At 73.8% G+C, this 24226-nt stretch carries 18 protein-coding genes and 2 pseudogenes; 12 read left to right on the forward strand and 8 right to left on the reverse strand.

Features of this window, described 5'->3' with window-relative positions:
- The first annotated feature begins 9 nt into the window (after nucleotides 1-9).
- The 5 genes from ACF9IK_RS28035 (at nucleotide 10) to ACF9IK_RS28055 (ending at nucleotide 4853) form a co-directional block, all read left to right on the forward strand.
- Nucleotides 10-969 carry an ABC transporter permease gene (locus tag ACF9IK_RS28035; RefSeq protein WP_395296866.1) on the forward strand — a complete coding sequence of 320 codons (960 nt, stop codon included), beginning with the start codon at nucleotides 10-12 and terminating at the stop codon, nucleotides 967-969.
- Nucleotides 966-1952 (forward strand): ABC transporter permease, encoded by a 987-nt coding sequence (locus ACF9IK_RS28040; RefSeq protein ID WP_395296867.1) that lies wholly within the window; start codon nucleotides 966-968, stop codon nucleotides 1950-1952. Before ACF9IK_RS28035 ends, ACF9IK_RS28040 begins: the two co-directional genes overlap by 4 nt.
- A complete protein-coding gene (locus ACF9IK_RS28045) occupies nucleotides 1952-2950 on the forward strand; it encodes an ABC transporter ATP-binding protein (RefSeq protein WP_395296868.1) in 999 nt (332 codons plus the stop codon). The genes ACF9IK_RS28040 and ACF9IK_RS28045 overlap by 1 nt, the downstream gene beginning before the upstream one ends.
- Complete coding sequence (locus ACF9IK_RS28050; RefSeq protein WP_395296869.1) at nucleotides 2947-3975, forward strand: ABC transporter ATP-binding protein; 1029 nt, start codon at nucleotides 2947-2949, stop codon at nucleotides 3973-3975. The genes ACF9IK_RS28045 and ACF9IK_RS28050 overlap by 4 nt, the downstream gene beginning before the upstream one ends.
- A gap of 647 nt (nucleotides 3976-4622) precedes the next feature.
- Nucleotides 4623-4853, forward strand: a complete 231-nt coding sequence (locus ACF9IK_RS28055; RefSeq protein ID WP_395296870.1) for a hypothetical protein — start codon at nucleotides 4623-4625, stop codon at nucleotides 4851-4853.
- 78 nt (nucleotides 4854-4931) lie between these two features.
- Here the strand turns inward: ACF9IK_RS28055 and ACF9IK_RS28060 are convergent, their stop codons facing one another.
- The 3 genes from ACF9IK_RS28060 to ACF9IK_RS28070 all read right to left on the reverse strand — a co-directional run bounded on the left by ACF9IK_RS28060 (nucleotide 4932) and on the right by ACF9IK_RS28070 (nucleotide 10055).
- The gene (locus ACF9IK_RS28060; RefSeq protein ID WP_395296871.1) at nucleotides 4932-7304 is read right to left on the reverse strand and encodes an immune inhibitor A domain-containing protein; all 2373 of its coding nucleotides are present in this window, start codon (nucleotides 7302-7304) and stop codon (nucleotides 4932-4934) included.
- Nucleotides 7305-7524: 220 nt separating this feature from the next.
- Nucleotides 7525-7902 carry a YrdB family protein gene (locus tag ACF9IK_RS28065; RefSeq protein ID WP_395296872.1) on the reverse strand — a complete coding sequence of 126 codons (378 nt, stop codon included), beginning with the start codon at nucleotides 7900-7902 and terminating at the stop codon, nucleotides 7525-7527.
- 86 nt (nucleotides 7903-7988) lie between these two features.
- Nucleotides 7989-10055 carry a S9 family peptidase gene (locus ACF9IK_RS28070; protein WP_395296873.1) on the reverse strand — a complete coding sequence of 689 codons (2067 nt, stop codon included), beginning with the start codon at nucleotides 10053-10055 and terminating at the stop codon, nucleotides 7989-7991.
- Between the two features lie 90 nt (nucleotides 10056-10145).
- Here ACF9IK_RS28070 and ACF9IK_RS28075 point away from each other — a divergent pair, with 90 nt between their 5' ends.
- Together ACF9IK_RS28075 and dacB are read left to right on the forward strand one after the other, a co-directional pair.
- A complete protein-coding gene (locus tag ACF9IK_RS28075) occupies nucleotides 10146-11348 on the forward strand; it encodes an aminotransferase class V-fold PLP-dependent enzyme (protein ID WP_395296874.1) in 1203 nt (400 codons plus the stop codon).
- Nucleotides 11349-11587: 239 nt separating this feature from the next.
- Nucleotides 11588-13153 (forward strand): D-alanyl-D-alanine carboxypeptidase/D-alanyl-D-alanine endopeptidase, encoded by a 1566-nt coding sequence (gene dacB / locus ACF9IK_RS28080; RefSeq protein WP_395296875.1) that lies wholly within the window; start codon nucleotides 11588-11590, stop codon nucleotides 13151-13153.
- Between the two features lie 83 nt (nucleotides 13154-13236).
- Here the strand turns inward: dacB and ACF9IK_RS28085 are convergent, their stop codons facing one another.
- Both ACF9IK_RS28085 and ACF9IK_RS28090 read right to left on the reverse strand, forming a co-directional pair.
- Complete coding sequence (locus tag ACF9IK_RS28085; RefSeq protein ID WP_395296876.1) at nucleotides 13237-13584, reverse strand: ArsR/SmtB family transcription factor; 348 nt, start codon at nucleotides 13582-13584, stop codon at nucleotides 13237-13239.
- Between the two features lie 29 nt (nucleotides 13585-13613).
- A complete protein-coding gene (locus ACF9IK_RS28090) occupies nucleotides 13614-13988 on the reverse strand; it encodes a hypothetical protein (RefSeq protein WP_395296877.1) in 375 nt (124 codons plus the stop codon).
- 269 nt (nucleotides 13989-14257) lie between these two features.
- Here ACF9IK_RS28090 and ACF9IK_RS28095 point away from each other — a divergent pair, with 269 nt between their 5' ends.
- The 3 genes and pseudogenes from ACF9IK_RS28095 to ACF9IK_RS28100 all read left to right on the forward strand — a co-directional run.
- On the forward strand, nucleotides 14258-17113 hold the full coding sequence (locus ACF9IK_RS28095) for a DEAD/DEAH box helicase (protein ID WP_395298706.1): 2856 nt from the start codon (nucleotides 14258-14260) through the stop codon (nucleotides 17111-17113).
- Between the two features lie 262 nt (nucleotides 17114-17375).
- Nucleotides 17376-17537: pseudogene (locus ACF9IK_RS37080) on the forward strand (transposase); the annotation flags it as partial.
- Between the two features lie 39 nt (nucleotides 17538-17576).
- Nucleotides 17577-18216: pseudogene (locus ACF9IK_RS28100) on the forward strand (IS3 family transposase); the annotation flags it as partial.
- Between the two features lie 114 nt (nucleotides 18217-18330).
- Here ACF9IK_RS28100 and ACF9IK_RS28105 read toward each other — a convergent pair.
- Entirely contained in the window at nucleotides 18331-19233 is a 903-nt protein-coding gene (locus ACF9IK_RS28105) for a 5'-3' exonuclease (RefSeq protein ID WP_395298707.1), read from the reverse strand.
- 59 nt (nucleotides 19234-19292) lie between these two features.
- Complete coding sequence (locus tag ACF9IK_RS28110; RefSeq protein WP_395296878.1) at nucleotides 19293-20396, reverse strand: cation diffusion facilitator family transporter; 1104 nt, start codon at nucleotides 20394-20396, stop codon at nucleotides 19293-19295.
- 187 nt (nucleotides 20397-20583) lie between these two features.
- Between ACF9IK_RS28110 and chrA the strand changes: the two genes are divergently transcribed.
- Nucleotides 20584-21732, forward strand: a complete 1149-nt coding sequence (chrA, locus tag ACF9IK_RS28115; protein ID WP_395296879.1) for a chromate efflux transporter — start codon at nucleotides 20584-20586, stop codon at nucleotides 21730-21732.
- A gap of 89 nt (nucleotides 21733-21821) precedes the next feature.
- On the opposite strand, the gene ACF9IK_RS28120 is transcribed toward chrA, so the two are convergent.
- A complete protein-coding gene (locus tag ACF9IK_RS28120) occupies nucleotides 21822-22565 on the reverse strand; it encodes a gamma-glutamyl-gamma-aminobutyrate hydrolase family protein (protein ID WP_395296880.1) in 744 nt (247 codons plus the stop codon).
- 154 nt (nucleotides 22566-22719) lie between these two features.
- Between ACF9IK_RS28120 and ACF9IK_RS28125 the strand changes: the two genes are divergently transcribed.
- Nucleotides 22720-24183 (forward strand): glutamine synthetase family protein, encoded by a 1464-nt coding sequence (locus ACF9IK_RS28125; protein ID WP_395296881.1) that lies wholly within the window; start codon nucleotides 22720-22722, stop codon nucleotides 24181-24183.
- Nucleotides 24184-24226 lie beyond the last annotated feature (43 nt).

The raw sequence follows: 24226 nt of genomic DNA on the forward strand, positions 1-24226 counted from the left end.
CCGTCCGTCATGAGTACAACGACTGAGCCCGCCGCCGTGGACACCACGGCGGCGGGCCCCGCGAAGGCCGCCGGGCGCGGGCCCTGGCGGCTGGTCTGGGACCAGCTGTGGGCCAGGGGCTCCGCCCGGTTCGGCCTGATCACCGTGGCCGTGCTGATCCTCGCCGCCGTCCTGGCCGGCCCGCTGAGCGCACTCGGCGGATGGTCCCCCGAGGAGTTCGACAAGCGGGCCGTCGACCCGTACCTGGGCGGCCTGCCCCGGGGCGACTTCGGCGGCATCGGGGCCCGGCACTGGCTGGGCGTCGAACCCATCACCGGACGCGACCTGTTCGCCCGGGTGCTGCACGGCGGCCAGGTGTCGCTGCTGATCGCCTTCGCCGCCACCGCGGTGGTCGTCGTCGTCGGCACCCTGGCCGGCATCGCGGCCGGCTACTTCGGCGGCCGGGTCGACACCGTGCTGTCCCGGCTGATGGACCTCACGATGTCCTTCCCCTCGCTGATCTTCATGATCGCGATGATGTCGGTGGCCAAGGACGTCAACCGGATCCTGCTGATGACCTCGGTGATCGGCCTGTTCGGCTGGCCCGGCATCGCCCGGGTGGTCCGCGGCCAGACCCTCTCGCTCAAGCACCGCGAGTACGTCGAGGCCGCCAAGGTGGGCGGCGCCCGGTCCTGGCGGATCCTCACCCGGGAGATCCTGCCGAACGTGTCCGGCCCGATCATCGCCTACACCACGCTGCTCATCCCCGGAATGATCGCGACCGAGGCGGCGCTCTCCTACCTCGGCGTCGGCGTCCGCCCGCCCACGGCGTCCTGGGGGCAGATGATCGCCGAGAGCATCGTCCACTACGAGGTGGACCCGACGTACTTCCTCATCCCGACGGTCTTCCTGTTCACCGCCGTGCTCGCCTTCACCCTGCTCGGTGACGCGCTGCGCGACATCCTCGACCCGCGGGGAGGCCGGTCGTGATTCTCTACCTGGGCCGCCGGCTGCTCGGGGTGCTGGGCATCCTGCTGGCCATCTGCGCCATCACCTTCACCATCTTCTACCTGCTGCCGAACGACCCGGCCGGGGCGGCCTGCGGCAAGACCTGCAGCCCCGAACGGCTCGCCGACGTCAAGGCGGCGATGGGCCTGGACAAGCCGGTCTGGGAGCAGTTCGGCACCTATCTGGCCGGCATATTCGCCGGCCGCGACTACGGCTCCGGGCCCAGCGCCACCCACTGCGGCTTCCCCTGCCTCGGATTCTCCTACGAGTACTCGCTGCCGGTCTGGGACCTGCTCGTGGACCGCCTGCCGGTCTCCGTCTCGCTCGCCCTCGGCGCGGCCGTGCTCTGGCTGGCCCTCGGCATCGGCGCCGGCGTCGCCTCCGCGCTGCGCAAGGGCAGCCTCACCGACAAGGCGCTGATGGTGCTCTCCGTCGGCACCGCCTCGCTGCCGGTCTACTTCACGTCGATCATGCTGATCTGGGGCGTGGTGCGGACGCTGGGCTGGCTGCCCTACCCGGCGTACCACAAGTTCACCGACGACCCGTTCGACTGGGCGTCCAACCTGCTGCTGCCCTGGATCGCGCTGGCCCTGCTGTACGCGGCCCAGTACGCCCGGCAGAGCCGCAACTCGATGATCGAGACGATGGCCGAGCCGTACGTCCGGACCGCGCGGGCCAAGGGCCTGCCCGGCCGCACCGTCACGGTCAAGCACGGGCTGCGCTCCGGCATGACGCCCATCCTCACCATCTTCGGCATCGACCTCGGCGGCCTGCTGGCGGGCGCGGTCATCACCGAGTCCATCTTCGGCCTGCCCGGCGTCGGCCGGCTCTTCTACGACGGGCTGCTCCGCTCCGACCAGCCCGTCATCCTCGGCGTCACCCTGCTCGCGGCCTTCTTCATCGTCGTGGCGAACCTGCTGGTCGACCTGCTCTACGCGGTGGTCGACCCGAGAGTGAGGTACTGATGGCTCTGCTGGAGGTCGACGACCTCAGGGTCGCGTTCGACACCCCGCGCGGTACCGTCCGGGCCGTCGACGGCATCTCCTTCGCCGTCGAGGCCGGGCGGACCCTCGGCCTGGTCGGCGAGTCCGGCAGCGGGAAGTCCGTCACGTCGCTGGCCGTCATGGGCCTGCACCGCGGCGCCGCCGTCACCGGATCGATCCGGCTGGCCGGGCAGGAGCTCGTCGGGCTCGGCGAGCGCGCGCTCGGCACCGTCCGCGGCCGGCGGATCGCCATGATCTTCCAGGACCCGCTCTCAAGCCTGCACCCCTTCTACACCGTCGGGGAGCAGATCGCCGAGCACTACCGGGTGCACTTCAAGGCCTCCCGCAAGGCCGGGCGCGAGCGTGCGATCCAGATGCTCGGAGAGGTCGGCATCCCCGAACCCGCCCGCCGCGTCGACGAGTACCCGCACCAGTTCTCCGGCGGCATGCGCCAGCGCGTCATGATCGCCATGGCGCTCGCCTGCGAGCCCGACCTGCTGATCGCCGACGAGCCCACCACCGCCCTCGACGTCACCGTCCAGGCCCAGATCCTGGACCTGATCGCCCGTATCCAGCAGGAACGCGGCCTCGGCGTCGTCATGATCACCCACGACCTCGGCGTGGTCGCCCGGGTCGCCCACGAGGTGCTGGTGATGTACGGCGGCCGGGCGGCCGAACAGGCCCCCGTCGACCGGCTGTTCGGCGCCCCCGCACACCCGTACACCCGCGGGCTGCTGGACTCGCTGCCCCGCCTCGACGACACCGACGACGCCCCGCTGCGCGCCATCCCGGGCAGCCCGCCGTCGCTGATCTCCCCCGCCCCCGGCTGCTCCTTCGCCCCGCGCTGCGCCCGCACCACCGCCGCCAGTGCCGAGGACCACGCCCGATGCCTGTCCGAGCGTCCGGTGCTCGGCCCGCTCGTCCCCGGCCACCAGGCCGCCTGCCACCTGCCGCTGGTGCCGCAAGGAGCCCGTTCATGACCGCCCCCACGCCTCCGGCCGCCCGCCCGGCCCGGGCCGAACCGCTGCTGTCCGTCCGGGACCTGGTCAAGACCTTCCCCGGCAAGCGCGGGCGCGCCGGCCGGGCCGGCGCACCGATCCGCGCGGTGGACGGGGTGAGCTTCGACGTCGGCACGGGCGAGACGCTCGGCCTGGTCGGCGAGTCCGGCTGCGGCAAGTCCACCACCGGGCGGATGATCGTCCGGCTGCTCGACCCGACCTCGGGCACCGTCACCTTCGACGGCACCGAGATCGGCGGCCTCTCGCAGGCCGAGCTGCGGCCGCACCGACGGCACCTGCAGATGGTCTTCCAGGACCCGTACTCCTCGCTCAACCCCCGGCAGACGGTGGCCCGGATCATCTCGGAGCCGCTGCTGATCCAGGGGGCGAGCGCGGCCGACGCACGCAGGCGGGCCGCCGAGCTGATGGAGCTCGTCGGGCTGATCCCCGAGCACATCGACCGCTACCCGCACGAGTTCTCCGGCGGACAGGCACAGCGCATCGGCATCGCCCGCTCGCTGGCCACCTCGCCCCGGCTGGTGATCGCCGACGAGCCGGTCTCCGCGCTGGACGTCTCCATCCAGGCCCAGGTGGTCAACCTGATGGAGCGGCTGCAGCAGGAGCTGGGCCTGGCCTACGTGTTCATCGCGCACGACCTCTCGGTGGTCAAGCGGGTCTGCGACCGGGTCGCGGTGATGTACCTCGGCCGGATCGTCGAGATCGGCGCCAAGGAGGAGGTGTACGGCGACCCGGCCCACCCGTACACCCGGGCGCTGCTCTCCGCCGTGCCGCTGCCGGACCCGGCGGCCGAGCGGGCCCGCGAGCGGATCGTGCTGATCGGCGACCCGCCGAGCCCGGCCAACCCGCCGTCCGGCTGCACCTTCCACCCGCGCTGCCCGAAGGCGCAGGAGCTCTGCCGGAGGGAGCGGCCACTGCTGCGGATCACCGGGCCCGGGGCCCGGGAGGCTGCCTGCCACTTCCCCGAGGCCGGCCAGGACGCGACCTGACCTCCGACCTCCGGCCGCCGTAACCGCTCGCATCCCCCACGCCGGGCGGTACGGCTCCACACCGGGGGCCGCCCCTGCGGCGGCTCCCCCTCCGACCCCCGGTCGGGCGCGGCGGGGAGCCTCTTGAGGGCCGCGCCCGACCGGGTTCCACTCGTTCGGCCCAGGTGCCGCGTGCGGCCGGGGCGTCCCGTCCTCCCCCGGGTGCCGCTGCGGCGGGTCGGCCGCCGGGCAGGCGGCTCGCCGGGGCCGTCCGAGGTGAGTGCCTCCCCCGGAGGGTCGTCCGGACGCCGTTCCTCGGCCGCTCCTTGATCTCAAGCTCACCCGAAGTTCCAGCGCGTCGAAGTGCGACCGGGACTTCACCCGTCGCAGCCCCTCCCGCCTGCGCCAAGCCCGGCGTCCGCCGTCCCGAGGAGGGCCCGCGGGAGCCCGCCGGCGGTCGGCGCGAACCGGTTTCGCGCCGCTACGCCGCCGCGGCGTCGATCCTCGCCGGCGTCGTCGCGCCGTAAGAGACGAACCGCCACCTCACGGCAGTCCCGCCGCCCTCGATCGTGGCCGACAGCCGCCGCGCCGCTACGACGCCCGCGCCGCTACCACGCCCGCGCCGCTCCCGGGTTTCCCGGGAGCGGCGCGGCCTTCCCCGCCTGAGCGTGACCGCGGTGCGCCGCGGCCGGGACGGGGCGGAGGGCTGCCGGGTCGCCGCCGGGCTCGACTCCGTCCAGCCGATCGCCTTCGCGGCGACCTCGGTGCCGGCCGGCACCCTGGTCGGCCCGGGCGGCGACGCGTCGGCCGCCTCGGCGCGGTACCCGGCCGCCGGGGCCGCCGCGGCCACCCCACCGGGGTCGGGGGCCGTGGTCCTCGCCGCCCGCCGATCAGGGTGAGCGTGGTGGAGCCCGTGAATGCGGCCGTCCCGGCGCGCGCCGCAGCGCGGGCCGGGACGGCCTGATCGGGGGCCGGCCTCAGGAGGCCGGGCCGACGCGGACGGTGGTGATCCGCCCGCCGTGGGTCTCGCGGACCACCTCGATCTTCGTGTTGGTGTCCGGCACCTTCACGCCGAGCTGCGGGGTGGCCGGGTCGCTGTAGACGCCGGTGCGGTCGTTGAAGACCGGGACGGCCGGCTCGCTGCCGATCCGCACCGGGACGCCGCCCTTGTGCAGGGTGAAGGCGGTGGTGGGCTTCAGCGAGAAGACCGCGTCGAAGGTCTGCGCGCGGCCGTTGACCAGCGAGCCGTCGGCGAACCGGATCGGCGCCGGGTGGGCGTCGATCGGCAGGATGAGGCCGCTGCCCGGGTGGTCCTTGGTGTTGTTGTCGCCGTAGCCGGTGTCCCAGAGCCAGACGAGCACGCCCTCCTGGTACGGGTAGTTGTCGACGACGTCCTTCTTGCCGTCGACCCCCGTGTAGCCGAAGTTGTACGGGCCGGTCTTCAGGAAGGCGCCGTAGCCGGCGTACCGGCGGTTCTCCACCAGGTAGGCGCGCGGGTGCTGCTTGACCGCGTTGCGGCCGGTGACGACCGTGAAGCCGGTCGAGGTCCAGCCGTTGGCACCGTCCTCGGCGCCGTCGGTGAACAGCTCGGTGCCGCCTGCGGCGATCCGGACGGCGTCGACCAGGACGCCCCGGCCGTGGGTGTTGCCGTCCGAGGTGACGTGGAAGCGCACCCGGACCTGCTGCCCGGCGTAGCCGTCCAGCGGGATCGACAGCTGCCGGTAGGCGCCCGAAATGCCGCTCAGGCCCGGTACGTTGGCGGTGGTGTTGCCGATCGGCGCGCCGTCGACGGTGCCGGGGAGCGCCTTCCAGGTCCGGCCCTCGTCGGTGGAGGCCTCGACGGTCAGGAAGTCGTAGTCCTGCTCGATGTCGTACCAGGCGGCGGCGGTCAGCGTGACCGGGCCGCCGACCGCGCGCAGGTCCACCGCGCGGGTCAGGGAGTTGTCCAGGTTGTCGCCGGTGTCGCTCCACCAGTGCCGGCCGCCCTGGTAGGGGTCGGCGAGCTCGGTGGTGGTGGTGCCGTCGGGCAGATGCACCAGCACGGCCTGGGCCTGGTCGGTGTTGTAACCGCTGACGCCGAGGGCGTGGCTGGAGCGGGTGGCGGCCTGCGCCTCGTCGTAGTCGAGCCAGCCGAACTGCAGCTTGCTCCAGGCGTCGAGGTCGCCGGGGTAGCCGCCGGTGGTGTTCCTGCCCTTGCCCAGGTAGGAACCGGAGGACATCAGTGACCAGAAGTTGACGCTGTTGTCGCCGCCGGTGGTGCTGTAGAGGTCCGGCAGGCCGAGGTTGTGGCCGAACTCGTGGGCGAACAGGCCGACTCCGCTGTTCTCGCCGGCCTGCACGTAGTCGTAGACGTACAGGCCGGTGTCGCCGACCGGTGCGCCGCCGATCCGGTTGCCCTCGGGGCCGGTCGTGCCGGTCGGGTCCGGGAAGGTCCAACTGCGGTGCGCCCACAGGGCGTCGGCGCCCTGCGCGCCGCCGCCCCAGGTCTCGTCGACGCCGGCGTGCACCACGACCACGTTGTCGAGGTAGCCGTCGGGCTGGTCGAACTCGCCGTCCTTGTCGTGGTCGTAGCGGTCGTAGACGTCGTACTGGGCCAGCTCGGCCTTGACGTCGGCGGCCGTGCGGCCCTTGGCGATCTCGCCGTCGTACCAGGCCTTGACGGCGTCCCGGACGAACTCCTGGGCCTGCGTCCAGGCGCCGGAGCCCTGCGGGCCCTTGTTGCTGCCGTACCGCGCCTCGTTGTACGGCACGGTGACCCAGTCGCTGACGGTGCCGTCGAGGTCGTACCGCCCGGAGGACTGGGTGCGGTAGTAGTTGCGCAGCGAGATCGCGCCGGGGGTGTCGTCGAAGAACATCTGCTGGTAGTAGCCGCGGTCGAAGTCGGCGCTCCACAGCGTGTGGTTGTCGCTCCGGTCGGGCTTGGGGATGGTGTCGTGCCGCGGGCCGGGCGTGCCGCCGTAGCGGGGCTGGCCGTTGTACAGCGTGGTGTTGTCCACCTCGTCGCCGAACTGGGCGAGGATGACGAAGACCTTGTCCTTGCGCTGCTGCGCGAGCTGGACGTAGTCGTTGCCGATCTTCACCTTGCCGGGCGCCCGCTTGCCGGCGGTCTTGGCCACGGCGCCCTTGTTGAGCTGTTCGAGGGCCTTGGAGCGGAGCGACTGGCGCTCGCGTTCCTGCGGGGCGAGCGGGCCGGGCGGGGCTTCGGCGCCGCCCTCCTCGGCCGCCTGGGCGGCGATGCTCGACACGGTGACGGGGGACGGGGGAGCGGCCTGGGCGGGGGTGCCGAGGAGGGTGGCCGCTATCGCGCTCGTGGTGAGCGCGGCCGCGAGTGCCGCGGACAGTCTGCGCAACTGACCGGTCCTTTCCGGACGGTGGGTTGGTGGTACGGAGGGGCGACCGACGGTCGGGGGAAGCGCAGGTAATATTTCACATGTCATGGTTCATGCGGAAGGGTCGTGCAGCGGGCGCTGCGACGGGCCGCCAGGGGCCGTCCCGGGGGGCTGACGGGGCCCCTCCGGCAGCCGAAGGGGCGCCGCACGGTCCCTGCGGCGCCCCCGGGTTGGCGGTCGGTCAGCCCGCGGTGTACTCGACGGCCACGCTGACCAGGGCCACGGCGCCGAACACCAGCGCCAGGGTGGAGCGGCCCGCGGCGTTCAGGGCCAGTGCGCCGACCGCGAGGACCGCCAGTTTGACCGCGACCTCCGCGGCCAGCGGCAGCCGTACGGTCGGCCCGCCCGCGGCCAGGAACAGCCCCCAGGTGACGGCCGCCGCGGCCGGTGCGCCGATGCCGAGCAGCACGCGGGTGAGCGGCCCGGAACCGGTCCTGAAGCCCCAGTAGCAGAGCGCCGCCAGCAGCCCCAGCTCCAGGGCGAAGGCGACCCCGCCGTTGACGACGGTCAGCGGTGTCCAGTGGCGTCCGGCGACCGGCCCGGGTCTGGCGATCTTCATCCTCGATTCCTCCCCGTCGGGTCGCCGCCCGGGTGGGCGGCGATCACGGCGGGAGTGTCGCAGCCGGTGGCCGCGAACTCAACGGATCAGCCCAGGGCGCCCCGGAGGAAGGCGAGTTCGGCCGCGGCGACCTGCTCCTGGACGCCTCCCGGCGTCATGTGGGTGACGCCGGGAAGCGGCAGCACGCCGTGCGGCCGGCCGGCCCGGGTGAGCGCCCGGGAGAGCAGCAGGGTGTGCGAGGGGTGCACGTTGTCGTCGGCCAGGCCGTGGACCAGGAGCAGCGGGCGGGTCAGACCGGGCGCGTCGTCCACCAGGCAGTCCGCCGCGTAGCCCTCGGGGTTCTCCTGGGGCAGGCCGAGGTAGCGCTCGGTGTACGCGGTGTCGTAGTGGCGGAAGTCGGTGGGCGGCGCACCCGCGCAGGCGGCGTGGAAGACGTCCGGGCGGCGCAGCACGGCCAGGGCGGCGAAGTAGCCGCCGTACGACCAGCCGCGAACGCCGACCCGGCGGAGGTCGAGGTCGGGGTGGTCCGCGGCGAGCGCGTGCAGCGCGGCCACCTGGTCGTCCAGTGCGACCTGGGAGAACCGCCGGAAGATCGCCCGGGTGAACGCGGGGGAGACGAACGGGGTGCCCCGGTTGTCGGTGGTGACCACGGCGAAGCCCTGGTCGGCCCACCACTGGCGGAGCTGCCAGCGGCGCGGCTCGGCGGCCACCGCCTGGTAGCCGGGCCCGCCGTAGACGTCCAGCAGCACCGGCAGCCGCCGGCCGGCCACGTGGTCGCGCGGGTACACCACGGCGGTGGGCAGGGCGAGTTCGGTGACCCGGGCGAACTGCGGCCTGACCGCGAGGGGCAGTTCGGCCGCGAGGTCGGTCAACTCGGCCTCGCCGTGCGGGCCGGTGATCCGGCGGCGGACGCCGTCCGGGCCGGCGGAGGTGAGCAGCAGCGTCCCGCCGGCGGCGAGTGCGCTGTGGAACCCGGGCCCGGGGCTCAGCCGCTCGGGTTCGCCGCCGTCCGGGTCGATCAGGTGGACGTGCTGGTCGACGGGGTCGCCCTCGCCGGTCTCGCAGAGCAGCCGGCCGTCCAGTCGGCCCACGACCCGGCGGATCTGCAGGCCGGCGGTGCCCAGCGGCTTCCCGTCGAGGGCCAGGCCGCGAGCGTCCGGGGTGTCGTGGGCGGTGAGCAGCCGGCCGTCGGCCAGCCGGGCGGGCGTGCCGGGCAGATCGTCCACCCAGAAGTCGTCGGTGGTGCGGGAGAGTTCGGTGGTCGCGCCGGTGGCCGGGTCGGCCGAGAGCAGCAGGACGCGCTGCTGCAGCCGGTCGGCGACGGTGAGCAGCAACTCGTCCGCGCCGGACCACTCGGCGGCGCAGACGTAGGGGAACTCGGCGTCGTCCCAGCACAGCCGGACCTTGCCGCCGTCCAGGCCGAGCACCCAGAGCTGGACGTCGGCGTTGGGCCCGCCGACCAGCGGGTAGGCGAAGGACTCGGGCTCCTCGCCGGGGTGGGCGGGGTCGGCGAAGTGGCGCAGGGGCAGCGCGGACTCGTCCACCCGGGCGGCCAGCAGCGCGCCGCCGTCCGGCCGCCACCAGTGCCCGCGGGAGCGGCCGAGCTCCTCGGCGGCGGCGAACTCGGCCACGCCCCAGCGGGCGCCGTCGGCGGGGCTGAGCGGCGTCCGGTCCGGGGTGACGTACAGGGTGTCGTCGGCGACGTAGGCGACCCGGTCGCCGGCCGGCGCCGGGCGGGGGTCGAAGGCCGGCCCGGCGACCGGGAGTTCGGTGCAGCTTCCGGTGGCGGTGTCGGCGCGGAAGAGCCGCCCGTCGAGGGCGAACACGGCGACCGCGAGGTCGCCGGTGGCCGCGAAGGAGCCGATGCCGGCGGCGGTGAGCCGGATGCGCTCGCGCAGCCGGCGCTCGACGGCGGGCAGCGCCGCCGGGTCGCCGGTGCGGCCGGGGGCGAGCGCGGCCGGATCGGCGACCAGACGCTCCTCGCCGGTGGCCGCGTCGACCAGGATGAGGCGGTCGACCGGGTCCTCCGCGCCGGTGGAGCGCAGCAGCAGCAGCCGGGTACCGTCCTCGCCGAGGGTGATCGCGCGTGGGGCTCCGAAGCCGAAGCGGCCCGTACGGGCGCTGAGGGACAGGAAGGGGTCGGTGATGGTCACGGCCCGATGTTCCCGGTGGGACCATGGCCGGACCAGTAGTAGGACATGTGAAATGTCACACACCACATGAAGCCGACCCCGGAGGCAGCAGTGACCGAAGCCCCGAACCCCGCCGTCGAACCGGCGGCGCACTCCACCGTCGAGCCGCCGGCGCCGCTGCCCGGGACGGCGGAACTGTTCACCCTGGACCGGGAGTCGGTCCACCTCAACCACGGCTCCTACGGCGCGGTGCCGGTGCCCGTCCAGAGGCTGCAGGAGCGGCTCCGGGCCGAGCAGGAGCGCGACCCGGACGGCTTCTTCGCCGACCTGCCGGCCCGGGTCGGCGCCGCCCGGACGGCGCTCGCGGCCGAGCTGGGCACCGACCCGACCGGGCTCGCCCTGGTCGCCAACGTCACCGAGGCGGTCGCGGTCGCCCTGGACAGTGTCCCGCTCGCCCCCGGTGACCGGATCCTGGTCACCGACCACGGCTACGGCGCCGTCACCGAGGCCGTGCGCCGGCGCGCGGGGGAGGCCGGCGCCGAGGTGGACACCGTCCGCCTGCCGCTCGGCCTGCCGGACGGGGCAGCCGTCACCGAGGTCGTCCTGGCCGCGGTCCGCGGCCGCACGGTGCTCGCCGTGCTCGACCAGATCACCTCGCCCACCGCGCGCCGGATCGCCGGTCCGGCTCTGCTCGGGGCCCTGCGCGAGTGCGGCGTGACCACCGTGGTGGACGGCGCCCACGCCCCGGGCATGCTGGCCGAGCCGGTCGAGCCGGCCGCCGACTTCTGGTTCGGCAACCTGCACAAGTGGGCCTTCGCCCCGCGCGCCACCGGGGTGCTCGCCGTCCGCCCCGAGTGGGCCGCCCGGGTCCGCCCGCTGGCGCTCTCCTGGGAGCACCGTCGCGGCTACCCGGCCTGCGTCGAGTGGCGCGGCACCTGCGACTACACGCCGTGGCTGGCGGCCCCGGCGGGCTTCGCGGTGCTGCGGTCGCTCGGCGCCGACCGGGTGCGGCAGCACAACGAGCGGCTCGCCGGGTACGGGCAGGCGCTGCTCGCCGAGCGGCTCGGCCTGGAGCCGCTGCCTGCGACGCCGGGCGTCTCGATGCGCGCGCTGCGGCTGCCCCGCGGATGGGGCGAGGAGGAGGCGGCGGCCCCGGCCCTGATGGCGGACGTGTGGCGGCGGCACGCCGTCCGGACGGTGGTGCGGCCCTGGCCGGGCGGCGGGGTACTGCGGCTCAGCGCGCAGCTCTACAACCGGCCGCGGGACTACGACCGGCTCGCGACGGGGCTCGCGGAGCTGCTGAAGGAGCGTTGACGGCGCGCCGCACGCGCCGCACGCTCCGCCGACCGGGCGGGCCGGGTGCGTGTCGCCGCGGTGGCGGCGGGCCGGGTGCCCCAGAGTGGTCCCGCCGCCGCGGCGTCCGGCCGTTCGAGGCGGTCCGTCGCACGGCCTCACGGCCGTCGTGGCGCGCACGTCCGTCGTGGCGCGCACGTCCGTCGCCGCGCCGTGTCCGTCACAGCACCGTGTCCGTCGCCGCACCCCACGGAGGCCCCGTGCGTTCCCTTCCCGTCCGGCGGTGGTGCGTGCCGCTGGCCGCGCTCCTCACCGTGCTGTGCGTCGCCGGCCCCGTGTCGGGCCGCCCGAACGCCGAGGCGCGGGCCGGCACGCAGCTCGCCGCCGACCTGGACCGGCTGCTCACCGACCCGCGGTTGGCCGGTGCCCAGGCGTCGGTGCAGGTCACCGACGCCGCCACCGGTGAGGTGGTCTACCAGCACGCGAGCGATGCGCTGCTGCTGCCGGCCTCCACCCTCAAGACCGTGACGGCGGCCGCCGCCCTGGAACTGCTCGGCCCGGACCACCGCTTCGCCACCGAGGTGCTGGCCGACGGCCGACGCGGCGGCGGCGTCCTGGACGGAGACCTGGTGCTGCGCGGCGGCGGGGACCCGAGCCTGCTGCCGTCCGACCTGGACGAGCTGGCCGGCCAGGTCGCCGCGGCCGGCGTCAGCGAGGTCGACGGTGCCGTCCGGGCCGACGCCACCCGCTGGGACGACGTCCGGCTCGGCCCGAACTGGGCCTGGGACGACCAGCCGTACTACTACAGCCCGCAGATCTCGGCGCTGACCCTCACCACCGACACCGACTACGACCCCGGCACCGTCCGGCTGACCGTCACACCGGCCGCCGAGCCGGGCCGCCCGGCGGCGGTCCGGCTCACCCCCGCCGACGCCCCGGTCCGGCTGACGGGCCGGATCGACACCGGGCCGCTCGGCGGCGCACCGGCCCTGGACGTCACCCGCCGGCTCGGCGGCAACGAGATCGTGCTGGCCGGAAGCCTTCCGGCGGGCGCCGCTCCCGCCGACGAGTGGGTCACCGTCGACGATCCGGCCGCGGTGGCCGCCGCGGTGTTCGCGGCGGCCCTGCAGCGGCACGGCGTCACGGTGGCCGGGGGCGTGGCGGCCGGCCCGGCCACGGCGGATGCCGTCACGCTGGCCCGGCACGAGTCGGCGCCGGTCGGCGAGCTGATGGTGCCCTTCCTCAAACTGAGCAACAACGGCATCGCCGAACACCTGGTGAAGGAGATCGGCCTCGTCCGGGCCGGCTCCGGCAGCTGGTCCGCCGGTCTCGCCGAGGTCGTCGCGTTCCTCTCGCGCAACGGCCTGGACGTGACCGCCGCCCGGCAGAGCGACGGCTCGGGCCTGTCCCGGCACAACCTGATGACCGCACGCCGGTACGCGGCCCTGCTGGGATTCGCCCGCGGTCGCCCGTGGTTCCGGACCTGGTACGACGCCCTGCCGGTGGCCGGCGACCCGCGCCGGATGGTGGGCGGGACGCTCACCCGTCGGATGGTCGGCACCGCCGCCGAGGGCAGGGTGCACGCGAAGACCGGCTCGATGACCGGGGTCGACGCCCTGACAGGGTACGTCGAGGGCGACGGGCGGACCCTGGCCTTCACCGTGCTGTTCAACAACTTCGCCGGTGAGAGCCCCCGCCCGGTGATCGACGCGCTCGTCGTCCGACTGGCCGGCGGCCCCGCGGGGGCTCCGCCGTCCCCGCCGTCCCCGCCGTCCCTGAGTCCGGCCGCCCGGACCGGCGGGAAGGCGGCCCTGGACTGGACCTGATCGGCGACCGGACCTGGTCGCCGACCCGACCTGACCGACCCGCCTGCCGGTACCCGGCGAGCGCCGGGGCACCGTCGGCGGCGTCACGGCTGGTCGGCGGCGTCGGCGTCGGCGCGCAGCTCGGCGAGCAGGGTGTTCCGGTCGTCGATCAGCTCGGTGAGGATCCGCCGGGCGGCCCGGAGCAGGTCGGCGACCTCGCCGCCGGCGAGTGCGTACACCACCGTGCTGCCTTCCCGGGTGGCGGTGACGATGCCGGACCGGCGCAGGACGGCGAGCTGCTGGGAGAGGCTGGACGGCTCGATCTCCAGCTCGGCCAGCAGTTCGCGGACCGGCGTCGGTCCGGCCTGTAACAGCTCCAGTACGCGGATCCGGATCGGGTGGCCGAGCATCCGGAAGAACTCGGCCTTGGCCTGGTACAGCGCGACCCCCACGACGTCCCCTTCCCTGGTGCCCGGTCCGTTCAGATCTCCAACTTGAGCTCGATCCGCTTCAGGTGGTGCCGGGCCATCGCGAGGTTGGAACGGGTGCGGTTGAGCGCCAGGAAGAGGAAGAGCCCGCGGCCGTTCGGCATGGTGAGAGGCCGGACCAGGTGGTACTGGCTGGTCAGGGTGACCAGGATGTCCTCGATCTCGTTGTCGTGGAGGCTGAGCAGTTCCATCGCCCGCATCTTGGCCCGCACCACGTCGGTATTGCCGGCCGCCGCCACGTTCAGGTCGAGCTCCCCCCCGTCACCGAGGGTGCCGAGCGCCATGCCGCTGCCGTAGTCGACCAGCGCGACGCCGATCGCGCCGTCGATCGCCATGGCCTCCTTGAGCGAGGTCTCCAGGTTCGCCATCGTCTTCTCCTCCTGTCGTGGCCGCCGCAGGTCGGCGGCTGCCGTGGGTGGTGGCTTCGGCACCGAATGTAGGGAGAACGCACGGCGATCCACTGAGCTTGACCGGAGTTGATCAAATCTGGCCGTTTCGCGACTGGTTGAAGATATTTGCAACTATGGATATGAGAGAGAACCGATCCGTTGGCGCGGAAAACGGTGCTATCGATGTCGGTCCTCCCGGGTAACCTCTCGCTGAGATGCGAGATCACACCAACCACACCCGGACGGCGATGAACACCCCTCTGCCCGAGCACCCCGAGGAGCGGGAGCTCAACCCCGCCGAGGCGTACGCGGCTTTCCGCCGCCGGGCCAAGGAGCAGGCCACCGCCCTCTACGGCTTCCAGCAGCTCTACGACTTCCCACTGGACGAGTTCCAGATCGAGGCCTGCCAGGCGCTGGAGGCGGGCGAGGGCGTCCTGGTCGCCGCCCCGACCGGCTCCGGCAAGACCATCGTCGGCGAGTTCGCCGTCCACCTGGCCCTGCAGGCCGGGCGGAAGTGCTTCTACACCACGCCGATCAAGGCGCTCTCCAACCAGAAGTACGGCGACCTGGTCAAGCGCTACGGCGCCGCCAAGGTCGGCCTGCTGACCGGTGACAACACGGTCAACGGCGACGCGCCCGTGGTGGTGATGACCACCGAGGTGCTGCGCAACATGCTCTACGCGGGCTCCAGCACCCTGAACGGCCTCGGCTACGTGGTCATGGACGAGGTGCACTACCTCGCCGACCGCTTCCGCGGCGCCGTCTGGGAGGAGGTCATCATCCACCTCCCCGAGTCCGTCACCCTGGTCTCGCTCTCCGCCACCGTCTCCAACGCCGAGGAGTTCGGCGACTGGCTGGACACCGTGCGCGGCGGCACCAAGGTGATCGTCTCCGAGCACCGGCCGGTGCCGCTCTGGCAGCACGTGATGGCCGGCAACCGGATGTACGACCTGTTCGCCAACCCCGACCGCGACGGCCGCCCCAAGGACGCCCCGCGCAACCCGGCCAAGCTGGTGAACCCCGAGCTGGTCCGGCTGGCCCGCTCCGAGCTGGACCGCAACCCGCGCGACAGGTTCGGCCGCGGCCGCGGCCGCTCCATGCCCAACGGCCGCCCCGGCCGGGTCTGGACGCCGGGCCGGGTCGACGTCATCGACCGCCTGGACGCCGAGGGCCTGCTGCCCGCGATCACCTTCATCTTCAGCCGGGCCGGCTGCGAGGCCGCCGTCCAGCAGTGCCTCTCCTCCGGCCTGAGGCTCAACAAGGAGGAGGACCGCGCCAAGGTGCGCGCGATCGTCGAGGAGCGCTGCGCCGACATCCCGGACGAGGACCTGCACGTCCTCGGCTACTTCGAGTGGTTGGACGGGCTGGAGCGCGGCATCGCCGCCCACCACGCCGGCATGCTGCCGCGCTTCAAGGAGGTGGTCGAGGAGCTCTTCGTGAAGGGGCTGGTCAAGGCCGTCTTCGCGACCGAGACCCTCGCGCTCGGGATCAACATGCCCGCCCGCTCGGTGGTCATGGAGAAGCTGGTCAAGTGGAACGGCGAGACCCACGCCGACATCACCCCCGGCGAGTACACCCAGCTCACCGGCCGGGCCGGTCGGCGCGGCATCGACGTCGAGGGCCACGCCGTGGTGCTCTGGCAGCGGGGCCTCGACCCGGAGGCGCTGGCCGGCCTGGCCGGAACCCGTACCTACCCGCTGCGGTCCTCGTTCCGGCCCTCGTACAACATGGCCGTCAACCTGGTCTCGCAGTTCGGCCGGCACCGCTCCCGCGAGCTGCTGGAGACGTCGTTCGCGCAGTTCCAGGCCGACCGCTCGGTGGTCGGCATCGCCCGCCAGGTCCAGCGCAACGAGGAGGGGCTGGAGGGCTACCGCGCGTCGATGACCTGCCACCTCGGCGACTTCGACGAGTACATGGAGCTGCGGCGCCGGCTCAAGGACCGCGAGAACGAGCTCGCCCGTGAGGGCACCAGCCAGCGCCGGGCCGCCGCCGTCGAGTCCATCGAGCAGCTCAAGCCGGGCGACGTCATCCACGTCCCCACCGGCAAGTTCGCCGGCCTCGCCCTCGTCCTCGACCCGGGCCTGCCGCCGGTCAGCCGCAACGGCCGGGTCGGCACGCGCCACCCGGACTACCAGGACGGGCCGCGCCCGGTGGTGCTCACCGCCGAGCGGCAGGTCAAGCGGCTCGCCATGATCGACTTCCCGCACCCGGTCGCCGCCATCGAGCGGGTGCGTATCCCGAAGTCCTTCAACCCGCGCAGCCCGCAGTCCCGGCGCGACCTCGCCTCGGCGCTGCGCACCAAGGCCGGACACCTGGAGCCCGAGCGGTTCCGGCGCGGCCGCGCGGCCGCGGCCGACGACCCGGAGATCACCCGGCTCCGCGTCGAGCTGCGCCAGCACCCGTGCCACGGCTGCGACGAGCGCGAGGACCACGCCCGCTGGGCCGAGCGCTACCACCGGCTGCACCGCGACACCGAGCTGCTGGAGCGCCGGATGCGCTCCCGGACCCACACCATCGCCCGCACCTTCGACCGGGTCTGCGCCCTGCTCGCCGACCTCGGCTATCTGCGCGGCGACACCGTCACCGACGACGGCAAGCGCCTCGGCCGCCTCTACGGCGAGCTCGACCTGCTCGCCTCGGAGTGCATTCGCGAGGGCGTCTGGAACGGCCTGGCCGCGGCCGAACTGGCCGCCTGCGCCTCGGCGCTGGTCTACGAGGCCCGGCAGTCGGACGACGCGGCCGCCCCCCGGGTGCCCGAGGGCAGGGCCAAGGAGGCGCTCGGCCAGATGGTCCGGATCTGGGGCCACCTCGACGCCCTGGAGGAGCAGCACCGGATCAACACCGCCGAGGGCGTCGGCCAGCGCGAGCCCGACCTCGGCTTCGCCTGGGTCGCCTACCGCTGGGCACTCGGCCACAACCTGGACCAGGTGCTGCGCGACGCCGACATGCCGGCCGGCGACTTCGTCCGCTGGACCAAGCAACTGATCGACGTCCTCGGCCAGATCCAGGACGCGGCCGGCGAGGACGCCGAACTGCGCAAGACCGCCCGCAAGGCGATCGACGGCATGCGCCGCGGCATCATCGCCTACTCCTCCGTCGGCTGATCCCACACGGTGAAGGGCCCGTCCTCACCGAGGACGGGCCCTCCGCCACGCCCGGCCCAGCCCGGTGGATGCCGCCAGGCCTGCGGCCTTGGCGGCATCCACCCCCCATCCGTGCGCGGCTTCGGCTTCGCCTTGCCGCTTCGGTTCCCAACGAAGCGGCGAGGGTGCTGCGCAGGAAGTCGGCCGCACCAGCCTGGGTGACCCCTGCGGTGTGGACACGCCTGACAATGGATCTTGTTGGTCCAGGAAGGTGAAGATCCACATGGCACGGCCATCGAAGTACAGTGCGGAGTTCCGATCGGACGCGGTGGCGTTGTGGCGGGCCTCGGCGGGACGGCGGACGTTCAAGGACGTCGCGGCCGATCGGAACGTCAACCCGGAAACACTGCGCACGTGGGTGCGGGCCGCGGACGCCGAGACGACGGGCGGACCCGGGCGGAACGCGGAGGACGTGCAGGCGGAGCTGGCCCGGCTGATGCGCGAGCGGCGGATCGTCGGTCGGCACCTGCAGCGCCGCAAGCGCACCACGGTCCCGGATCCGGTCGCGCCGCCGGTGCCGGACCTTGATCGAGCGGGACTTCACCGCCGAGCGGCTGGACGAGCGCTGGTGCGGCGACATCACGTACATCCGGGCCGGCGGCGCGTGGCTGTTCCTGGTCTGCGTGATCGACATCCGCTCGCGTCGGGTGGTGGGCTGGTCGATGGCCACCCACATGCGAGCCTCGCTGGTCATCGACGCGCTCGAGGCCGCGGTCGCGGCCCGGGGCGGTGACGTCACCGGGGTGGTCTTCCACGCGGACCGCGGGGCCCAGTACACGTCGGCGGCCTTCGCCGAGGTCTGTGACGGGTACGGGACCCGCCGCTCGATGGGACGGGTCGGCTCGTCCTATGACAATGCCCTGGCCGAGAGCCTGTGGCAGAGCCTCAAGCGCGAGGCGCTGCACGGGATGCCGCTCACGACGGTGGCCCGGACCAGGCTCGAGGTCTTCCGCTGGCTCATCTACTACAACACCCGTCGCCGTCACAGCGCGCTCGGCTACGTCCCACCGATCGAGTTCGAACAGCGGCACCACGCTCCGGCTAAACTCTCCCTCGCGGTATGAAACCCCTGTGTCCACACTCCGGGGGGGGGGCACCTCAGTGGTGCGCGCTGCGGCGGCTGACGTGTCTGGGCCGGCCGCCGGTGATCCGAGGGGCGGCCGGCCCGGGCTCGCGGCTCAGCGGGTGGCGAGGGCTTCGACGACCCGGTCCAGGGAGGTACCGAGGCCCCAGCGGGTGGAGAGGTCCTCCAGGAGCATCGGGTCGGCGGGCTCGGCGGGGAGGGCGGGGTCGAAGCGCGGCAGGGGCGCGTCGTCGGCGACCCGGACGACCTTCGGTGCCACGTCCAGGTAGGCGGCGCCCTCGACGATGTTGCGGCGGCGGGCCGGGGTGAGCTTCGAGCCGATGTCCAGTGCGGCGGCGCGGATGGCGGGCAGGTCGCCGTACTCGTTGATCAGCTGGGCGGCCGTCTTCTCGCCGATGCCCCTGACACCGGGGAGGCCGTCGCTCGGGTCTCCGCGCAGGGCGGCCATGTCGGCGTACTGGGTGCCGCGCACGCCGTACTTCTCCAGCAGCAGCGCGTCGTCGGTGACCTGCAGGTTGCCCATGCCCTTGACCGGGTAGAGCACGGTGACCGCCCGGGCGTCGTCCACCAGCTGGAAGAGGTCGCGGTCCCCGGTGACGATCTGCACCGGGCCGGTCGCCCGGGCGGTGAGGGTGCCGATGACGTCGTCGGCCTCGTACCCGGGGGAGCCCACCCGGGCGATGCCGAGCGCGTCGAGCACCTGCTCGATCACCGGCACCTGCGGAGCCAGCGTGTCCGGCACCTCCTCCTCGCCGTCGACGGCCGCCTCGGCGACCCGGTGCGTCTTGTAGGTGGGGATGAGGTCGACCCGCCACTGCGGGCGCCAGTCGGCGTCCATGCAGGCGACCAGGTGGTCGGGCCGGTGGTCGTGGACCAGCCGGGCGATGAAGTCGAGCAGGCCCCGGACGGCGTTGACCGGCTCACCCTGCGGGGAGCGCAGGGTGTCCGGCACGCCGAAGTAGGCCCGGAAGTAGAGGCTGGCGGAGTCGAGCAGCATCAGTCGCGGTGCGGTCACGAGTCAGATCATGCCGCACCGCGCCGACGGACACCCGGTTCTCAGTGCTCGTGGGGGCCGGCGCGGTGGACGGGGCCGTGGGAGTCGGCGCAGTGGTCGGGGCCCTTGCCGGCGGGGGCGGCGAACTCCGGGGCGGTGATCTGCAGCAGGGTGCCCGCCGAGTCCTCGCCGACGTGGTCGACCTGCAGGGTGCTGTGGGTGATCCCGTACTCGCCGGCCAGCTTGCGCTGGAGCTCGCGCCGGACGGCGTGGCAGTCGCCGCCCGGGGTCACCAGGATGTGCGCCGAGAGCGCCGGCTGGTTCGAGGTGATCTCCCAGATGTGCAGGTCGTGGATCTCCTCCACCAGTGGCTGGGAGACCAGCCGGTCCGCCACCTCGTCCGGGTCGATGCCGGCCGGCGCCGCCTCCAGGAAGATCCGCCCGGAGTCGCGGACCAGGCCGACGCCTGCCCTGAGCATCAGCACCACCACGATCAGCGAGGCGATCGCGTCGGCCCGGGCGAAGCCGGTGACCAGGATGATCAGGCCGGCCACGGCGGTGGCGATGAACGCGTAGAGGTCGGTCACGACGTGCTGGAAGGCGCCCTCGACGTTCAGCGAGCTGCGGTTGGCCCTGGACATGCACCAGGCGGCGGCCAGGTTGACCGCGATCCCGACCAGCGCGGTGACCAGCACCAGTGAGCCGGTCACGTCCGGCGGCTCGATCAGCCGGGTGACCGCCTCGTAGGCGAGCCAGGCCGAGAGCACCAGCAGCGTCACCCCGTTGGCCTGGGCGGAGAGGATCTCGGCGCGCTTGAGGCCGTAGGTGTAGCCGCCGCGGGCCGGGCGCGCGGCGAGCCGCATGGCGACCAGCGCCAGCACGATCGAGGCGGCGTCGGTGAGCATGTGCGCGGCGTCGGAGATCAGGGCCAGCGACTGGGCGGCGAAGCCGACCACGACCTCGCCGGCCATGAACGCCACGATCAGCGCGAGCGCGCTCAGCAGCCACCGGCGGTCGGCGTCGGCGGCGACGCCGTGGCTGTGCCCGCCGTGCCCGTGGCCGTGCCCGCCATGGCCACCATGCCCGTGGCCGCCGCGACCGTGGCCGCTGCGCCCGTGCTGCTGGTCATGCGCATGATCATCGTGCGAGTGCTCGTGCCCGGCCATCGAAGTCCTCTCCTGGACGCGCGGGGGTCTGGACGTGCGGGGATCGCGGAAGGGGCGCAACTGCCCTGCACCCGAAGTGAACCTCAGATCGAACGAAGATCCAAAGACTGCATTGGAGACCGTTGTCATTGCCGGCGCGACACCTGGCTCCGGTATCGTCGCGCCGCCGTAGAACTGGGGAGCAGCCGTGGTGGAACAGCGGGTCGGACTGGGTGAGATCGCCCGGGAGTGGGGCCGGATCGGGCTGCTCGGCTTCGGCGGCCCGCCCGCGCACATCCTGCTGCTGCGCCGGCTCTGCGTGGAACGGCGCAAGTGGATGGAGCCCGGCGAGTTCGAGGACGGCATCGCCGCGACCAACCTGCTGCCCGGCCCCGCCTCCACCCAACTGGCGATCTTCACCGCCTGGCGGCTGCGCGGCACCGCCGGTGCGCTGGTCGGCGGCGCCTGCTTCATCTCGCCCGGACTGGTGCTGATCCTCGCCCTGTCGGCGCTGTTCCTGGCCGGCGACCCGCCGCTCTGGGTACTGGGCGCGGCGGCTGGCGCAGGCGCGGCCGTCCCGGCGGTCGCCGTGCAGGCCGCGACCTCACTGGTCCCCGGCAGCTTCGCCCGGGTGGGGAGGGAGCGCATCGCCCGGGCCCGCTGGGCCGGGTACGCGCTGGCCGGCGCGGCCGCCGCGATCCTCACCGGGCCGTGGCTGGTCCTGGTCCTGGTCGCGGCCGGGCTGGCCGAGACCGCCGTCCGGGCCCGCGGCCGGTCGGCCGCACTGCCGGCGGCCGCCGCGCTGCCCGCTCTGCCCGTCCTCGGCGGGCTGGGTGCGGTGGCCTGGGTGGCGTTCAAGGTGGGGGCGCTCTCGTACGGGGGCGGCTTCGTGATCATCCCGCTGATGCAGGACGACGCGGTGCACCGCTACCACTGGATGACCGACGGACAGTTCCTCAACGCCGTCGCCCTCGGCCAGGTCACCCCCGGCCCGGTGGTGCACACCGTCGCCGCGGTCGGCTACGCGGCGGCGGGGCTCGGCGGCGGACTGCTGGCGGCGGCGGTCGCCTTCGCGCCGTCCTTCCTGTTCGTCGTCCTCGGCGCCCGTCACTTCGACCGGCTGCGGGCGAACCAGCGGGTGCAGGACTTCCTCACCGGCGCCGGTCCGGCGGTGGTCGGAGCCGTCGCCGGCTCGGCCGTGCCGCTGGCCGCCTCCCTGGGGGAGGGCTGGCAGTGGGGCGTGCTGGCCGCCGCCCTGCTCTGGCTGGTCGCGGCCCGCCGGGGTGTCGTGCTCACCCTGCTCGCGGCCGGTGCGGCCGGCGTGATCGCCGCGGCCGCCGGGCTGCCGGTCTCCTGAGACCGGCCGGGACCGAGGGCCGGTCCGGCCCGCCCGCGGAGGGGGCGTCCCGGTGGACGGCCCGCGGGCGCGGCCCCCGGGGGCCGGGATCAGCCCAGGGCCGACTCGACCGCCTCCAGCGGGACGGTGCGGGCCGCCGTGGCCGCGCGCACCAGGGCCTGCATGACCCGCAGGTCGTCGCCCTGCTCCGGGTGCCACTGCACCCCGAGGGTGAAGCCGGGCCCCTCCACCGCCTCCACCGTTCCGTCCGGTGCGTGTGCGCTCACCCGCAGGCCCGCGCCGAGCCGGTCCACCGCCTGGTGGTGGAAGGTCGGCACCGTCAGCTCGCTCTCCGGCAGCAGCCCGCCGAGCAGCGTCCCGGGCACCGGCCGCACCACGTGCCGGCCGTACGTCCCGGGGGTGCCGGCGTGCACGTCCGGGTCGACCACGTCCGGCAGGTGCTGGATCAGCGTGCCGCCGCAGACCACGTTCAGGACCTGCATGCCGCGGCAGATCCCCAGCAGCGGAATGCCCGCGGCCAGCGCCGCCCGGATGAGCGCCGACTCCCAGTGGTCCCGCTCCGGGCAGCTCGCCTCGGTCAGCGGGTGCGGCGGCTGCCCGTAGTACGCCGGGTCGATGTCCGGCCCGCCCGCGATGACCAGCGCGTCCAGCCGGGCCAGCACCTCGGGGGCGCGCTCCGGGGCGTCCGGCGGCAGCAGCACCGCGATCCCGCCCGAGTCCCGCACGTAGGCGGTGTACCGCTCGGGCACCAGTGCCACCGGGCGGGCACGCCAGTCGCTCCAACTCGCGTCCACCTGGTAGGTGCTGACGCCGATGAAAGGCCTGCGATCCATGGCGGGCATTCTCCTCCCGTCCCACCTGATACACCGTCAATCAGATCTCTCGGCGCGCCACACCCGCCCGCCCTCTTCCGTGCTGTCGGTGGCAGGCCGTACGGTTCGCTGTGACCGATTGATCTCGCTGCGTGATCGAGGAGGGGGTTCCGCCATGCCCGACGCCACGGTGCCCGGTGCCGCTGCGCCCGGCGACTCCGTGCCCGGCGACACCGTGCCCGGCGACGCCGCGGGCACGCCCCGGCGCGCACCGCTCACCCTGGACGAGCTCCGCGCCCTGGTCGACGCCGGCGAGATCCACACCGTCGCGCTGGCCTTCACGGACATGCAGGGGCGGCTCCAGGGCAAGCGCTTCGCCGCCCGGTTCTTCCTCGACGAGGTGGCCGAGCACGGCGCCGAGGCGTGCGACTACCTGCTCGCCGTCGACGTGGACCTCCACACCGTGGACGGCTACGCCCTCTCCTCCTGGCAGACCGGGTACGGCGACTTCGCCATGCGCCCCGACCTCGCCACCCTCCGGCTCACCCCTTGGCAGCCCGGCACCGCCCAGGTCACCGCCGACCTGACCCGGCACGGCGGCCGCCCGGTGGACGCCGCGCCGCGGCAGCTGCTGCGCCGCCAGATCGAGCGCCTCGCCGAGTACGGCTTCGCCGCCGACGTCGGCACCGAGCTGGAGTTCCTGGTCTTCCGCGACACCTACGAGCAGGCCTGGTCGGGCGGCTACCGCGGGCTCACCCCGGCCAACCAGTACAACGTCGACTACTCCATGCTCGGCACCGCCCGGGTCGAGCCGCTGCTCTCCCGGATCCGCCTGGAGATGGCCGGCGCCGGCCTGGTCGTCGAGTCGGCCAAGGGCGAGTGCAACCTCGGCCAGCACGAGATCGCCTTCCGCTACGCCGACGCGCTCACCACCTGCGACCAGCACAGCCTCTACAAGACCGGGGCGAAGGAGATCGCCGCGCAGCAGGGCTGCGCGCTCACCTTCATGGCCAAGTACAACGAGCGCGAGGGCAACAGCTGCCACATCCACCTGTCGCTGCGCGACCTGCGGGACCGCTCGGCCGGCCCCGGCGGCACCCCTGCGTTCGCCGACCACGGCGGCCGGATGACCGACACCATGCGGCACTTCCTGGCCGGCCAGCTGGTCGCGCTGCGCGAGTTCAGCCTGCTCTACGCGCCGAACATCAACTCCTACAAGCGCTTCCGCCCCGGCTCCTTCGCGCCGACGGCCGTCGCCTGGGGCCGGGACAACCGCACCTGCGCCTACCGCGTGGTCGGCCGAGGCCCCGGGCTGCGGATGGAGAACCGGATGCCCGGTGGCGACGTCAACCCGTACCTGGCCGTGGTCGGCATGATCGCGGCCGGGCTGCACGGCCTCCAGCAGAAGCTTGAGCTGCCCGCGCCCTGTCTCGGCAACGCCTACGCGGCCGACGAGTACGCCCGGGTGCCCGGCTCGCTGCGCGAGGCCGCCGACCTCTGGGCCGGGAGCGAGCTGGCGCGGGAGGCCTTCGGCGCCGACGTGGTCGAGCACTACCTGCACACCGCCCGGGTCGAGCAGGCCGCGTACGACGGCGCCGTCACCGACTGGGAGCGCTACCGCTCCTTCGAGCGGATGTGAGCCCGGCGCGCGGTCCGCGACCGGGACCGTCGTCACCCGCCGT

It is taken from the genome of Kitasatospora hibisci (assembly GCF_043950205.1).
GTDB lineage: Bacteria > Actinomycetota > Actinomycetes > Streptomycetales > Streptomycetaceae > Kitasatospora > Kitasatospora hibisci.